Annotated in this window: 13 protein-coding genes; 3 read left to right on the plus strand and 10 right to left on the minus strand. The window is 57.1% G+C overall.

All coding sequences use genetic code 11. From position 1 onward, the window contains the following. Window positions 1–44 precede the first annotated feature (44 nt). A complete protein-coding gene (locus ACFQW4_RS20155) occupies window positions 45–2,804 on the plus strand; it encodes an autotransporter domain-containing protein (protein WP_377727004.1) in 2,760 nt (919 codons plus the stop codon). 95 nt (window positions 2,805–2,899) lie between these two features. On the opposite strand, the gene recJ is transcribed toward ACFQW4_RS20155, so the two are convergent. From recJ to xerD, 3 genes are read right to left on the minus strand one after another with little or no spacing between them, the layout of a single operon-like run. Beyond that, window positions 2,900–4,627: a single-stranded-DNA-specific exonuclease RecJ gene (recJ, locus tag ACFQW4_RS20160; protein ID WP_101761963.1), complete on the minus strand. Its 1,728-nt coding sequence runs from the start codon at window positions 4,625–4,627 to the stop codon at window positions 2,900–2,902. Between the two features lie 6 nt (window positions 4,628–4,633). Then, on the minus strand, window positions 4,634–5,347 hold the full coding sequence (gene dsbC / locus ACFQW4_RS20165) for a bifunctional protein-disulfide isomerase/oxidoreductase DsbC (protein ID WP_101761962.1): 714 nt from the start codon (window positions 5,345–5,347) through the stop codon (window positions 4,634–4,636). 22 nt (window positions 5,348–5,369) lie between these two features. After that, the gene (xerD, locus tag ACFQW4_RS20170) at window positions 5,370–6,263 is read right to left on the minus strand and encodes a site-specific tyrosine recombinase XerD (RefSeq protein WP_008108233.1); all 894 of its coding nucleotides are present in this window, start codon (window positions 6,261–6,263) and stop codon (window positions 5,370–5,372) included. 100 nt (window positions 6,264–6,363) lie between these two features. Between xerD and fldB the strand changes: the two genes are divergently transcribed. After that, the gene (gene fldB, locus ACFQW4_RS20175; RefSeq protein ID WP_101761960.1) at window positions 6,364–6,882 is read left to right on the plus strand and encodes a flavodoxin FldB; all 519 of its coding nucleotides are present in this window, start codon (window positions 6,364–6,366) and stop codon (window positions 6,880–6,882) included. Here fldB and ACFQW4_RS20180 read toward each other — a convergent pair. Continuing rightward, on the minus strand, window positions 6,879–7,238 hold the full coding sequence (locus ACFQW4_RS20180) for a protein YgfX (RefSeq protein ID WP_271461227.1): 360 nt from the start codon (window positions 7,236–7,238) through the stop codon (window positions 6,879–6,881). The genes fldB and ACFQW4_RS20180 overlap by 4 nt on opposite strands. A gap of 34 nt (window positions 7,239–7,272) precedes the next feature. After that, the gene (sdhE, locus tag ACFQW4_RS20185; protein ID WP_101761958.1) at window positions 7,273–7,539 is read right to left on the minus strand and encodes an FAD assembly factor SdhE; all 267 of its coding nucleotides are present in this window, start codon (window positions 7,537–7,539) and stop codon (window positions 7,273–7,275) included. Between the two features lie 218 nt (window positions 7,540–7,757). On the opposite strand from sdhE, the gene ygfZ reads away from it, so the two are divergent. Further along, window positions 7,758–8,741 (plus strand): tRNA-modifying protein YgfZ, encoded by a 984-nt coding sequence (gene ygfZ, locus ACFQW4_RS20190; protein ID WP_101761957.1) that lies wholly within the window; start codon window positions 7,758–7,760, stop codon window positions 8,739–8,741. 60 nt (window positions 8,742–8,801) lie between these two features. On the opposite strand, the gene ACFQW4_RS20195 is transcribed toward ygfZ, so the two are convergent. The 5 genes from ACFQW4_RS20195 to gcvT form a co-directional block, all read right to left on the minus strand. Continuing rightward, complete coding sequence (locus ACFQW4_RS20195) at window positions 8,802–9,455, minus strand: hemolysin III family protein (RefSeq protein WP_377727011.1); 654 nt, start codon at window positions 9,453–9,455, stop codon at window positions 8,802–8,804. Between the two features lie 208 nt (window positions 9,456–9,663). Beyond that, window positions 9,664–10,407 (minus strand): SDR family oxidoreductase, encoded by a 744-nt coding sequence (locus ACFQW4_RS20200; RefSeq protein ID WP_222234712.1) that lies wholly within the window; start codon window positions 10,405–10,407, stop codon window positions 9,664–9,666. A 185-nt stretch (window positions 10,408–10,592) separates the two neighbouring features. Continuing rightward, window positions 10,593–13,466, minus strand: a complete 2,874-nt coding sequence (gene gcvP, locus ACFQW4_RS20205; RefSeq protein ID WP_377727014.1) for an aminomethyl-transferring glycine dehydrogenase — start codon at window positions 13,464–13,466, stop codon at window positions 10,593–10,595. Between the two features lie 99 nt (window positions 13,467–13,565). After that, window positions 13,566–13,952: a glycine cleavage system protein GcvH gene (gene gcvH / locus ACFQW4_RS20210; RefSeq protein ID WP_192236450.1), complete on the minus strand. Its 387-nt coding sequence runs from the start codon at window positions 13,950–13,952 to the stop codon at window positions 13,566–13,568. A 23-nt stretch (window positions 13,953–13,975) separates the two neighbouring features. Beyond that, window positions 13,976–15,073, minus strand: coding sequence for a glycine cleavage system aminomethyltransferase GcvT (gene gcvT / locus ACFQW4_RS20215; protein ID WP_377727019.1), 1,098 nt, complete (start codon window positions 15,071–15,073; stop codon window positions 13,976–13,978). Between the last annotated feature and the right edge of the window lie 125 nt (window positions 15,074–15,198).

Below are 15,198 nucleotides of genomic sequence, written 5' to 3' on the forward strand. Positions count from 1 at the left end.
CGTGAGCGGGCACAACATGTCCTGAGAGACATGAAGGAGTATCGATGTTTATTCCCGGTTTGCGCACTTCACCGCGACTGCTTGCCTTGTTAATGCCTTTGTTACTTGCCGCCTGCGGTGGTGGTGGCGGCGGAGGTGGCGGTAGCGCGGCAACCTCGCCCACCACCGGCACGCCTGAGACACCCACGCCAGCTCAGCCCAGCGCTTCAGGCAATGCCAGCAAAGTCGGCATTGTTGATTCAGGGTTATCGCCCGATCGCAGTGAAATCAATTACGCCAACGTGCAGTTCACCAGCTACGTCGGCGGCGGCAGTAGTTTGAATGATAATCAGGGCATTAACGGTCACGGCACCGTGGTGGCGCTGACGTTATTAGGCCTGTCGCCGGGCAGCACACTGTATGTGGCGCAGGCATCGCAGAACAATATCTTTCAATACGACGATACCGCCCGTGCGGTGAGCGGCCTGCTGAGCCAGGGCGTGCGGGTTTTCAATATGTCGTACGCCTCCAGCGAGCGCTTAACCTCCGCACAGGCGCTATCCGATGCGCAGCCGCACTATCAGGTGCTGGTGCAAAGCATGCGTGAGATTGCAGCGGCTAACGGTTTGGCGGTGGTGATCACCGGCAATGGCGGCACTGCAACACCGTCCCCTAACGCGCAGCTGCCGTTGATTTATCAGGACAGCGCGTTGCAAAAGAATATGCTGGCCGTTACCGGCGTGATGGACAGCACCTCATACGACACGGCGAACCGCGCGGCGTTAACCGGGCCGTTTGATGCCTGTGGTAACGCCGCGGCATGGTGCCTGAGCGCACCGGGATACACCGATTATCGCTTTCATAACGCCGATGGTACCTGGGTAAATGCGCGTAGCTACGGCACCTCGTTTGCCGCGCCGCGCGCCGCTGCGGCCGCTTCGCAAGTGTTGCAGCGCTTTCCGTGGATGAGCGGCTACAACCTGCAGCAAACGTTGCTGACCACCGCCACTTATCGCAGCGATGCTTACGCAGGCGCTGCGGATAGCGCCAACGGGCGGCCTTACAACAACACCTTCGGCTGGGGCGATCTCAACCAGGCGAAAGCGCTCAACGGTCCGGCAATGTTCTGGGCCAATGATTTCCACGCCAGTCTGGATGCGGGTAGCTATGTCTTCTCGAATGCCATCAGCGGCGATCGTGGCCTGATACTCGACGGCGCCAATAATGGCGGCGTGCTGCGGTTAACCGCTAACAACAGTTACCTCGGCCAGACCAGCGTTGCCGCCAATACGTTGCTGATTGAGGGTGCGATTGCTGGCAGTGCCAACGTCAGCGGCAGCGGCACTTTAGGTGGCAGCGGTGTGATTGGCGGCAGCTTACTCAATCAGGGAACGGTCAACGGCGGTTTGCAGGTGCAAGGCGATTACCAGCAACGCAGTAATGGCGTGCTCAATATCGCGTTAAACAGCCCACTGCGTGTAGCAGGCCACTCTACGCTGGACGGCACGCTGAACCTCGCGCCCCCCTCATCAACATATGTGGTGAAACAGCAGGAAACGCTGCTGACCAGCGATGCGGGTGTTAGCGGCCAGTTCAGTCAGGTCAATACTGGCGTGTTTCTTGATGGTTCGGTCAGCTACAACGCTAACAGCGTCACTGGCCAGCTGACGCGTAAAAATACCGCAGCAGTAGCGGCAGCGCTGGGCATGAACAGCGCCAGCACTCAGCAAACGGCCGCGAATCTGGAGCAGGCGTTTAGCGTAGCGGACAGCTGGCAGCAACAGGGTTCACTGAGCAGTGCGCAGCAGTCAGCGCTGGGCGCAGCAGGAGCGTTTCAGTCGCTGGCAGATGCCCGCAGTGTGCAGGCCGCCATCAATTCACTTTCCGGTCAGGCGCACGCTTCCAGCAACGCGGTACTGTTTAACGCGCTGGATTATCAAAGCCGCCTGTTGAGTAACCGTATCGCCGATGCCAGCGCCGACAATCGTTACGGTTTCTGGCTGGAGAGCGGTCAACTGCGCGGTTCACTGGATCAGGCGGGCTACCTCGGCACCGATTACCGCAACACGCTTACCGCATTGGGCGTGGATAGCGATTTGGGTATTTCTGGTCTGCGCGTGGGCGTGGCCTGGACGCAGAATCAGATCGACTCAACCTACGACCAAACCGGCGGCACCAGCCGTAATCGCCTGCAAGGCGCGATGCTGTATGGCCGCTACGATTTGACGCCAGCATGGTATCTGCAGGGCAATCTCAGCTATCAACATGGTCGCGATGAGTTAAAGCGTCTGGTGTTGCTGGATGAAGCTTCGCCGGTGTCATCGACCACCAGCAGCAACAGCTGGCAGGCGGCGCTGCAAAGCGGCTATCGCTGGACGATTGAGGAGAATTATCGCCTCGAACCCTATCTCGGCTGGCGTGAAACCGGGCTGGATACCGGTGCGTTTGAGGATAAGGGCAGCGCGTTTGGTCTGAGCGGCGACGGCGACAGCTATCGACGCAGCGTGGGATATAGCGGTTTGAGTCTCAGCGCACGGCAGGATTGGTCGGCTGGATTGTGGAGCATGCTGAGTCTGTATGGCGAATATCAGTACGCATTCAACAATCCGTCGATGGATGTCAGCGCGCGCTGGGGCGGATTTGGCGATGACCAGAACCGCTTCACGATTCCCGGTATGCAGCTTGATCGCCGTTCGCAGTGGTTAGGTGTGCGGTTGGATGTGGCGCAGACGTCACGCGCGCGCCTGTTCCTGCGCGCCGATCAGCACTTCGCCGATCGCGGTGACGAAAAAGTGCTGCGCGGCGGTGTGGATGTGAGTTTCTGATAAACGTTTAACCGGTCAACTGAGCGCGATAGATCGCGCCGCTACGGATACGTGCACAGGTAGCGGCGCGATGCATTGCGCGTTTTGGTAGTGAACTACAGCGGCCAAAGGTGATCGATGATCAATTGCACCGAACGATTGCCGCGGTATTCGTTGATATCCAGCTTATAGGCCAGCTGCACCTGACGCACGCTGCTGTCTGGCCACAGCGTGGTATCCACGTTGAAGGCAATCCCATCCAACAGCGGGCCGCCGCCGAGCGGCTCGACCATCACTTTCAAATGACGCTCGCCCACTAACCGCTGTTGTAACAGCTTGAACTTGCCATCGAACACGGGTTCCGGGAATGCCTGGCCCCACGGACCGGCCTCGCGCAGCATTTCGGCAGTATGCAGGGTAAACTCCTGCGCATGCAGTTCGCCGTCCGACCAAATCACGCCCTGCAACGCTTCGCCATCCAGCCACTCATCAATCAACGCGGCAAATCGCGCACGGAACTCCTCGTACTTCGCGGTTTCCAGTGACAATCCGGCTGCCATGGCGTGACCACCAAATTTGATCATTAAGCCAGGGAACAGCGTGTCGAGACGCTCAAGCGCATCGCGCAGATGCAAACCCGCAATTGAGCGGCCCGAACCTTTCAGCGTGCCGTCTCCGGCGGGGGCGAAGGCGATCACCGGGCGATGGAAGCGCTCTTTCAGGCGCGACGCCAGAATCCCCACCACGCCCTGATGCCACTCGGGATGGTAGAACGCCAGTCCAAGCGGCAGATCGGTATGCTGACGCTCCAGCTCATCGCACAGCGCCAGCGCTTCGCTCTTCATGCCCTGCTCAATCTCTTTGCGCGTCTGATTCAGTGCATCGAGTTCATTCGCCAGCATGCGAGCCTGGGAAATATCTTCGGTGAGCAGCAGCGCCACGCCGACCGACATATCATCCAGACGACCGGCAGCATTTAGGCGCGGACCCACGGCAAAACCGAGATCGCTGGCGGCGAGTTGGCGCGCATCGCGGTTGGCAATCTCCAGCAGCGCGCGAATCCCGGCACGGCATTTGCCCGCGCGAATACGACTCAAACCTTGCCACACCAGAATGCGGTTGTTGGCATCCAGCGGCACCACATCGGCCACGGTGCCCAGCGCCACCAGATCCAGCAGCTCCGCCAGATTTGGCTCGGCGCGGCTCTCGCTAAACCAGTTTTGCTGACGCAGATGCGCACGCAGCGCCAGCATCAGATAGAAGGCCACGCCAACACCCGCCAGCGAACGTGAGGGGAATTCGCTGTCGTTGAGGTTCGGATTAACAATCGCTTCGGCGGCGGGCAAGGTTTCGCCCGGCAAGTGGTGATCGGTAACCAGCACCGGAATGCCGTGCTGATGCGCGGTATCCACTCCGGCATGTGATGAGATGCCGTTATCGACGGTGAGGATCATCTCCGCACCGCGCGCTTTAGCCTGCTCGACCACTTCCGGACTCAAACCGTAGCCATCTTCGAAACGGTTTGGCACCAGATAATCCACATTACCGCCGAGGCTGCGCAGCGCCAGCACGGTTAACGCGGTGCTGGTGGCGCCATCGGCATCGAAATCGCCCACCACCACGATACGTTTGCCCGCCAGCAGCATCTGATGCAGCAACGTCACGGCGGCTTCGATGCCGCCCAGCGTTTGCCACGGCAGCAGGTGTTTAGCGCCGCGTTCCAGTTCCAGCGCCTCTTTCACGCCACGTTGCAGATACAAGCGGCGCAGCAAAGGGGGCAAATCAGCGGGTAAGCTGGCTTCGGTCTCGGCTTCGCGCCGACGCAATTCAACTGAATGAATCACTGTGCGTTAACCGCCACGCTTCTGGCCGTCAAGCACCTGCTTCAGCTCTTGCGGTCCCTGATAGCCAGGAATCATCATGCCGCTATCCGTGAGAATGGCAGGCGTACCCTGAATGCCAAACAGGATGCCGAGTTTATACTGCTGCTCGATATTGATTTTGCAGGTCGCTGGCGCATCCATCTGCGGCGCATCGCCTTTCATTGCTGCATCGAAAGCTTTGTTACGATCGGCGCTGCACCAGATGGCGCGCATGGCTTTTTCTACCTGACCATTCAGACCTTCACGCGGGAAGGCCAGATAGCGCACGGTGATGCCGAGCGCGTTGTAATCGGCCATCTGCTCATGCAGCTTGCGGCAGTAGCCGCAGGTGATGTCGGTGAACACGGTGATGACGTGCTGCTCTTTCGGCGCTTTATAGACAATCATGTCTGGCGCCAGCGCAGTGACTTTTTTGTCCAGCAGCTGGTTGGTAACGTTGATCGGCTGGGTGCCGCTGACATCATACAGCGGGCCCTGAATCATGTGCTTGCCGTCTTCGGAGACGTAAAGCACGCCGCTTTCGGTCAGCACCGTTTTGATACCCGGCAGCGGGGACGGCTGGATTTCAGCCTGCTGCAATCCCAGTTTTTTCAGCGTTTGCTGAATAGCGTTGTCATCGGCATGCGCCAATCCAGTGAATGCACTGACCAGCAGAGCCAGCATCGTTAGCTGCTTTTTCATCTTAAATCCTTGTTACCGCATCTCAAGCGCGCGGATGATGCTGTTGATGTAACAGACGCAGGCGCTCAGTGGCGACGTGCGTATAAATTTGGGTGGTTGAGAGGTCGCTGTGGCCCAGCAACATCTGTACGACGCGTAAATCGGCGCCGTGGTTCAGTAAATGTGTGGCAAATGCGTGGCGCAGCACGTGCGGCGACAGCTTTTCGCTATCGATACCGGCAAGGGTCGCATAGTGTTTAATGCGATGCCAGAAGGTCTGCCGCGTCATTTGCTGCGCGCGCTGGCTGGGAAACATCACGTCCAGCGTTTGCCCGTTGAGCAGCCACGGCCGACCATGTTCCATATAGTATTCAATCCAGTAAACCGCTTCTTCACCTAACGGCACAAGACGCTCTTTGTTGCCTTTACCGATTACGCGCACCACGCCCTGACGCAGGCTGATATCGCTGATGGTCAAACCCACCAACTCCGTTACGCGTAAACCGGTGGCGTACAGCAGCTCCAGCATCGCCTTGTCGCGCAGTTCGAGCGGCACATCAATGCTCGGTGCCTGCAGTAAGCGTTCGACCTGGTTTTCACTGAGATCTTTCGGCAGACGCTGCGGCAGTTTCGGTGCCGACAGCAGCGCGCTGGGATCGTCGCTGCGCACTTTTTCCCGATAGAGATATTGGCACAAGCGGCGAATGGCGCTGAGGGTGCGCGCCGAGCTGGTGGCTTTGTAGCCGCCCTCAACGCGTTCGGCAAGAAACTGCTGCAAATCAAGCGCTTCAAGCGTTAATAGCGTGCGATCGTGGTGATGCAGCCAGCCGGTGAGCGTTTGCAGATCCTGCCGGTAAGAGGCGAGCGTGTTCTGCGCCAGATTACGCTCAATCCAAAGCGCATCCAGAAACTGTTCGATCAGATCGCTGTCCTGCACTGTACTCTCCGCCCGTGTGAAATCGTGCTCATTATGCCTGAAAGTAGCCTGCTTCTGGTACAATTGCCCCCGAGTCAGGTTCAGACAGAGCATTAATTGCATGAATATCGGTTTGTTTTATGGTTCGAGTACCTGTTACACCGAGATGACGGCGGAGAAGATTCGCGACTTTATCGGTGAAGAATTAGTCACGCTGCACAATTTGAAAGATGACGATCCGTCGCTGATGGAGCAGTACGATTTGCTGATCCTTGGCATTCCGACGTGGGATTTCGGTGAGTTACAGGAAGATTGGGAAGCGATTTGGCCGCAGATTCCGGCGCTGAATTTGCGCGGAAAAATCGTGGCGCTGTACGGCATGGGCGATCAGGGCGAATACGCCGAATGGTTCCTTGATGCGCTGGGCATGCTGCACGAACTGCTGCAGCCGATGGGCGTGCAGTTTGTGGGTTACTGGCCGCTGGAAGGCTATGAGTTCACCAGCAAAAAACCGCTGACCGCCGATGGCACGCAGTTTGTCGGTTTGGCGCTCGACGATGTTAACCAGTTCGAACAGAGCGATGAGCGCATTGAGCAGTGGTGCGAACAGATTCTGACGGAAACCGCAGCGCTGCTTTAAGGCAGCGTTTGACCATCCCTTAGAAAACAGCAGGCGCGCAGCGTGCGCCATTCACCGGGCGGCAGGTTGTCATGCATTAACCACAGCCGCCAGCGTTTTCCCTGCTGATTACGCAGCACCAGCAAAACGCCATACGGCAACCAATCCGCCTTACGTTCCGCTCGCCAGCGCACGCCGCGCCACAGCCAATTGCCCTTCACGTCCAGCCCCAAATGACCTACGCGCTGTACCAGACGGCGCTCGTTACGCCAGCACTCCGCCAGCAGCAGCACTAACACCGGCGCTTTGCTCCACGCCCACGCGTCAGGCCACTCCAGCGCCAGCAGCAAACCGGTGCACAGTAGAGAAAGCGTCACATTCAGTGCGCGCGCACTGCGTGAAGCTCGCAGATCACATTGCCACCGGACCGCGTTCACGGTTGCGCTGCTGAATCAGTTTCACCATACGTTTGAACTCGGGATCAACCGGTTCACCGTGATTCATCAACCAGTTGAACAGATCGGGATCGTCACTCTTTAGTAGCGCGATAAAAACCTGCTTATCGGTGTCGTTCAGCGAATCATATTCAAATTTGAAAAACGGCATGATAGCCATATCCAGCTCCAGCATGCCGCGACGGCATGCCCATTGGACGCGGGCTTTGTCGTTAATTTCCATGTCTCAGGTTCCATGACTAAAAACAGTGGGGCTCAGTGTACCTGCTTTTTTTTCTCGCTGCAGGCGCTGTGCTTAACCCTGTGCAATACCTCGGCGTTACATCCCCCAGTTTGCAATGGGTATCACGCGATTTGTGCGCCATATTCAGTAAACAGGTTGCAAAGCCGCACTGCTCTTTTACCATTGCAACCTATTACCTCATTAATCAGGAAAGAGACATGTCGATTTTTACCCTTCCACCTCGCCAGCCTGCTGCATCGTCACGCCTGCCTTTAACCCTGATTTCGCTCGACGAATGGGCGCTGGTTAAGGTGCAAGGCAACGACAGCACGTCTTATCTGCAAGGTCAGCTGACGCTGGATGTCGCGGCGATGGGCGAGACGCAGCATCGTCCCGCCGCGCACTGCGATGCCAAAGGCAAAATGTGGAGCAACATTCGTCTGTTCCATCGCAGCGAAGGTTACGCTTACGTGGTGCGTCGCAACCTGCGTGAGCAGCAGCTTACCGAACTGAAGAAATACGCGGTGTTCGCCAAAGTCACCATCGTCGCTGATGATGAAGCGGTGCTGCTCGGCGTTGCCGGTTTCCAGGCGCGCGCCGCGCTGGCAGGCGTATTCAGCACACTGCCGGATGCCGAAACGCCGGTAGTACAGCAAGGTGAGAGCACGCTTTTGTGGTTTGATCAGCCAGCCGAACGTTTCCTGCTGGTGACCACACCTGAACAGGCGAATGCGTTGAAAGAGAAACTGGCGGGAGAAGCGCAGTTCAACGACAGCCTGCAATGGCTGGCGCTGGATATCGAAGCCGGCATTCCGGTGATTGAAAGCGCCACCAGCGCGCAGTTGATTCCACAAGCCACTAACCTACAGGCGCTGGATGCCATCAGCTTCAAAAAAGGGTGTTACACCGGCCAGGAGATGGTGGCACGCGCCAAATTCCGCGGTGCGAACAAACGCGCACTCTATTGGCTGGCAGGTAAAGCCAGCAAAGTGCCGGAGGTTGGCGGTTCGATGGAGCTGCAGATGGGCGATAAATGGCGTCGCACCGGCACCGTATTGAGCGGCGTGCAGCTGGATGACGGCAGCGTTTGGGTACAGGTGGTGATGAATAATGATTTGGAGCCAGATAGCGTATTGCGCGTGGAAGGCGACGAAAGTGGCAAATTGACCATTCAGCCGCTGCCGTATTCATTAACCGAATAATTGCGGGCCGGGTCCGTACTAAACACGTAAGGTCGCCATTTTCGGCGACCTGGATTGAGCTTACATCACATAAAAATAAATCGCGCAGAAGTGCAATACGCTGCCGCCGAGCACAAAACCGTGCCAGATGGCGTGACTGTAAGGAATACGGCGCGAGACGTAGAATATCACCCCTAGCGAATAGACAATGCCACCGGCAGCCAGCAGCCAAATCCCGCCCGGCGACAGTTTGATCGCCAGCTGATAAATCACCACCAGCGACAACCATCCCATACCGAGATAGGTCACCAGCGACAGCGCTTCAAAGCGGTGGGCAAAGGCGATTTTAAACAGAATACCGGCCAGCGCCAGGCTCCAGATCACCACCATTAAGCCTTGTGCCAGCGGCGAATTGAGCCCCACCAGCAAGAACGGCGTATAAGTGCCAGCAATCAACAGATAAATGGCGCAGTGGTCAAATTTCTTCAGCCAGTGTTTGGCTTTTTGATGGGGAATGGCGTGATACAGCGTTGAGGCGAGATAGAGCAAAATTATGCTGCCGCCGTACAGGCTGTAACTAGTGATCGCGGTAACGTTAGCTTGGGATTCAACGGCTTGTGTCAACATCAACACCAGGCCAATGATGCCGAAAATGCAGCCGATTCCGTGGCTGATACTATTGGCGATCTCTTCTGCCAATGAGTAGCCCTGGGCAATAATTGGGGTTTGTACCATGAGGGGGATTCCTGAACAACGGAAAAAGCGAGTGTGCTATTTCTGAGCAACCAGAGTAACCGGGATAATTTTCAGAGTACACATGTACGCTAAAATAAATCTGTGAGTGGGTGTGACAGGCGAGGGTTTGAATGAATCGGTCGCCATGCGAGGCGACACTCCGCACGGATACTGTTTTATGGGGTCGGTATTGATACCGGCTTGGTGATTATCGTCCGCCAGCCGCATCGATAAAGGTGCCCGTCACGTATGACGCGGCATCGCTCGCTAGCCAGGCAATTGCTGCAGCAATCTCTTCTGCCTGGCCGCCGCGTCCCATTGGCAATGCGCTCGCCAGGCGATCGACTCGACCCGGCTCGCCGCCATCGGCGTGCATGTCGGTATAGATAAGGCCAGGACGCACGCTGTTGACGCGAATGCCTTGCGATGCCACTTCCAGCGACAACCCTTTAGTCAGCGTATCCATCGCCCCTTTTGAGGCGGCGTAATCCACATATTCGCCTGGCGCACCGAGACGTGACGCAGCGGATGACACATTGACGATGGCGCCCCCTTTGCCGCCATGATGCGTGCCCATGCGTTTTACCGCCTCACGACAGCAGATGAACGTGCCGGTGACATTGGTGGCGAACACGCGCTGAATACGTTCGGCATCCAGATCTTCCACCCGACATTGGGTAAACAAAATACCGGCATTATTCACCAGCACTCGCAGCACGCCCTCTTGCTGGTCCAATTCGGCAAACATACGTATGACCTGCGCTTCATCGCCAATATCGGCCTGCAGCGCAAACGCACTGCCGCCCTGCGCTTCAATCTCTGCCACCACGCTTGCCGCTTCGGCTGCACGCTGACGATAGTTGATCGCCACGCGATAACCCGCCTGCGCCAGCGATAGTGCGGTTGCGCGTCCAATGCCGCGGCTACCGCCGGTAATCAAAGCCAGATCCATTTTTGCCTCCACAAAAAAGGGCCGAACAATCGGCCCTTTCATAAATATCACCCGCTACTTTAGCCTAAATAATTTGAGATACAGCAAGGCGGCAAGTTCATTCATCCCCGGGAGCTTACATCAGTAAGTGACCGGGGTGAATGAGCGCAGCCAACGCCGCTGTGGCTCAAAGTATGACGGCTAAATTATTGGTATTCGCTCATTGGTACACACGAACAGAACACATTGCGATCGCCAAATACATCATCCAGACGTTTCACCGTCGGCCAGTATTTATTGGCGCTACCGGCCGGGAATACGGCCAGCTCACGGGTATACGGATGCGCCCAGTCGCTAACGATTTCTGTCTGCGTGTGCGGTGCGTTCACCAGCGGATTATCTTCCAGCGGCCATTCGCCATCGGCAACGCGATCGATTTCCATGCGAATAGCCAGCATCGCATCGATAAAGCGATCCAGCTCGATTTTGCTTTCCGATTCCGTGGGTTCAACCATCAGCGTACCCGCAACCGGGAATGACATCGTTGGTGCGTGGAAACCGTAATCGATCAGACGCTTAGCAATATCCAGCTCGCTGATACCGGTCTGCTCTTTCAGCGGGCGAATGTCGAGAATACATTCGTGCGCCACGCGGCCATCGCGGCCGGCATATAGAATCGGATAGGCCGATTGCAGACGACTGGCAATGTAGTTGGCGTTCAGGATCGCCACCGAACTCGCTTGCTTCAGACCTTCTGCGCCCATCATACGGATATACATCCAGCTGATTGGCAGAATCGATGCGCTACCAAACGGTGCGGCAGATACCGCGCCCTGCTGTGTCAGCACGCCATCAATTTGCACCACGCTGTGACCTGGCACGAACGGTGCAAGATGCGCTTTCACGCCGATTGGGCCCATACCCGGACCGCCACCGCCGTGCGGGATACAGAAGGTTTTGTGCAGGTTAAGGTGCGATACATCCGCGCCGATGTAACCTGGCGTGGTGATACCGACCTGCGCATTCATGTTGGCGCCGTCGAGATATACCTGGCCGCCGTGCTGATGCACGATCTGGCACACCTCGCGGATGGTTTCTTCATAAACGCCGTGTGTTGACGGATAGGTCACCATGATGCACGACAGCTGCTCACCCACCTGCGCGGCTTTCTCACGCAGATCGCCAAGATCGATGTTGCCTTGTTTATCACACGCCACCACCACAACTGACATGCCCGCCATCTGCGCCGATGCCGGATTGGTGCCGTGCGCCGAGCTCGGGATCAGGCAAACATTACGGCCGCCTTCGTTACGACTTTCGTGGTAACGACGAATCGCCAGCAGGCCGGCGTATTCGCCCTGCGCACCTGAGTTGGGCTGCATGCACAGCGCATCGTAGCCAGTCAACTGCACCAGCCATTGCGATAACTGGCCAATCATCTGCAGATAACCCGACGCCTGCTCAGCCGGGCAGAATGGATGCAGTTCGGCAAATTCCGGCCAGGTGATTGGAATCATCTCCGCCGCGGCGTTAAGTTTCATGGTGCACGAACCGAGTGGGATCATCGCCTGGTTCAGCGCCAGATCCTTTTTCTCAAGGCTGTGCATGTAGCGCATCATCTCAGTTTCGCTGTGATGACGATTGAACACCGGGTGCGTCAGGAAGGCGCTTTCACGCACCTGACCAGCCGGAATCGCACTGTTTTCCGCAGCAACGGCGGCATCCAACGCATCAATGTCCTGACCGTGCGCATCGCCCAGCAGAATGGCGAACAGTGCCAGCACATCTTCACGGGCGGTGGTTTCATCCAGCGTAATGCCAACCGCATTGTGGATATCGCTGCGCAGGTTGACGCCGAAGCTCTGCGCGCGGTTCAGCACCGCCGCTTTATCGGCCACTTCAAACGTCAGCGTATCGAACCAGCTGTTGTGGCGCAGCTTCAGGCCACCGTTTTGCAGGCCCGCGGCCAGAATGCTGGTCAGACGGTGAATACGTGAGGCAATGCGTTTCAGGCCAACCGGACCGTGATACACCGCGTAGAGACCGGCGATATTCGCCAGCAGCACCTGCGATGTACAGATGTTGGAGTTGGCTTTCTCACGACGAATATGTTGCTCGCGGGTTTGCATCGCCATACGCAGCGCGGTTTTCCCGGCGGCATCGCGCGATACACCAATAATGCGACCAGGCATCGAGCGTTTGTGCTCGTCGCGGCTGGCGAAGAACGCGGCGTGTGGTCCGCCGTAACCCATCGGCACGCCGAAACGCTGGGCAGAACCAAAGACGATATCTGCGCCCTGCTTGCCTGGCGCCTCTAGCTGCACCAGCGCCATGAAATCTGCGGCTACGCTCACCACCACTTTGCGGCTTTTCAGCTCGGCAATCAGTGAGCGGTAATCGTGCACTTCACCGTGCGTACCCACCTGTTGCAACAACACGCCGAACAGATCATCGTGATCCAGCACCTTGTCAGCACGATCAATAATCAGTTCAAACCCAAAGGTTTCTGCGCGGGTGCGCACCACATCCAGCGTCTGTGGGTGGATGTCATCGGCGATGAAGAATTTGGTGGCGGTTTTCAGTTTGCTAACGCGCCTGGCCATCGCCATTGCTTCAGCAGCAGCGGTCGCTTCGTCCAGCAGTGACGCGGAAGCGATGTCCAGACCGGTCAGATCCAGCGTCAGAGTTTGGAAGTTGAGCAGCGCCTCAAGACGGCCCTGCGACACTTCTGGCTGATACGGCGTATACGCGGTGTACCAGCCTGGATTTTCCAGCATATTGCGCAGGATGACGGGCGGCGTGATCACCGCGCTGTAGCCCATGCCGATCCAGGATTTGTAGCGTTGGTTCTGACTGGCAATGGCTTTCAGCTCTGCCAGCGCTTGCTGCTCGGTCGCCGCAATGCCTACTGCAGGCGGGCCTGGCAGTTGGATGTCGGCAGGCACAATAGAACTGATCAATGAGGAGAGCGAACTGGCACCAATCGCTTCCAGCATTAAGGCCTGTTGTTCCGGCGTAGGACCGATGTGGCGCTCAATGAAAGCACCGTTGTGTTCAAGCTGGCTGAGAGTCTGGGTCATTTGCAGTAAATCCTGAATCGGGCTGGGTTACAAAAATGGCGTTAAATCAGGCAGATAAAAAAGAAGGTGACGCAGCGCGTCACCTTCTGCCACTACCGGTTACTCGTCGATTGCGGCTTTATAGGCATCGGCATCCAGCATCGCGTCGAGTTCTGATTCGTCGCTGGCTTTGATGCGGAACAGCCAACCATCGGCGTACGGCGCGCTGTTGACCAGCTCTGGCGAATCGCCCAGATTGTCGTTCACCGCCACAATCTCACCGCTCAGTGGCGCGTAGATGTCTGAAGCCGCTTTCACCGACTCCGCAACGGCGCAGTCATCACCGGCCGCGAAGGTGGCACCGACGTCTGGCAGATCGACAAACACCATATCGCCCAGCAGTTCCTGTGCGTGTTCGGTGATACCCACAGTGAAGGTGCCGTCGGCTTCTTTACGGACCCATTCGTGGCTATCGCGGTATTTCAATTCACTTGGCACATTGCTCATTGGCCATTTCTCCTGAAAAAAAATTACTGGGCAACCGGCTTACCGGCGCGAACAAAAATCGGTTTGGTAACTTTCACGGGCATTTCACGGTTGCGGATTTCTACAATCGCCTGATCACCAATGCCGGCTGGCACACGCGCCAGCGCGATGCTGTAACCCAGGGTTGGTGAGAAGGAACCACTGGTAATAATACCTTGCTGCGGCTGACCTTGTTGATCGGTGAAGCGCACCGTTAACCCGTTACGCAGCACCCCTTTTTCGGTCATCACCAGGCCAACCAGCTGTTCGGTGCCGTGCTCGCGCTGCGCTTGCAGAGCATCACGGCCAATGAAATCGCGATCGGCAGGTTCCCAGCTGATGGTCCAGCCCATATTGGCGGCGAGCGGCGAAACGCCCTCATCCATCTCCTGACCGTACAGGTTCATGCCCGCTTCCAGACGCAGCGTGTCACGCGCACCGAGTCCAGCCGGTTTAACGCCTGTGGCCAACAGCTGATGCCAGAAAGCGGCAGCTTCAGTCGCTGGCATGGCAATCTCATAACCCGCTTCGCCGGTGTAGCCGGTGGTAGCGATAAACAGGTTTTCGGCCTGCACGCCAAAGAAGGGTTTCATGCCGGCAACGGCATCACGCTGAGCGGCGCTCAACAGCGTTTGTGCTTTCTGCTGCGCGTTTGGACCTTGCACCGCAATCAGCGCCAGATCGTCACGTTCGGTCAGCTCAACGCCAAACGGCTGCGCATGCTGTTTAATCCAGGCTAAATCTTTCTCTCGCGTAGCGGAGTTCACCACCAGACGGAAGAAATCTTCGCTCATAAAGTAAACAATCAAATCATCAATGACGCCAGCAGAGGCATTCAACATGCCGGTATACAGGGCTTTGCCCGGCTGGGTCAGCTTGGCGACATCGTTTGCCAGCAGATAGCGCAGGAATTCGCGGGTGCGTGCGCCGTGCAGATCGACGATGGTCATGTGGGAAACATCAAACATGCCGGCATCGTTACGCACCGCGTGATGCTCATCCATTTGCGAGCCGTAATGCAGCGGCATCATCCAACCGTGGAAGTCCACCATGCGTGCACCGCTTGCCTGATGCTGTTCGAATAGAGGCGTTTGCTGAGTCATAACCATCCTGTGAAGACAAGTGAGTGTGACGCGCCTGCGTCGCCTAATGAGGCTGACGCAAACGTTCTCTTTGTGCTGAAGTTATCACCTAATGTGGCAATTAACCATGAGGAAAACGAGGGCGA

It is taken from the genome of Pantoea sp. GCM10028869, from assembly GCF_042666835.1.
Taxonomy (GTDB): Bacteria; Pseudomonadota; Gammaproteobacteria; order Enterobacterales; family Enterobacteriaceae; genus Pantoea; species Pantoea leporis.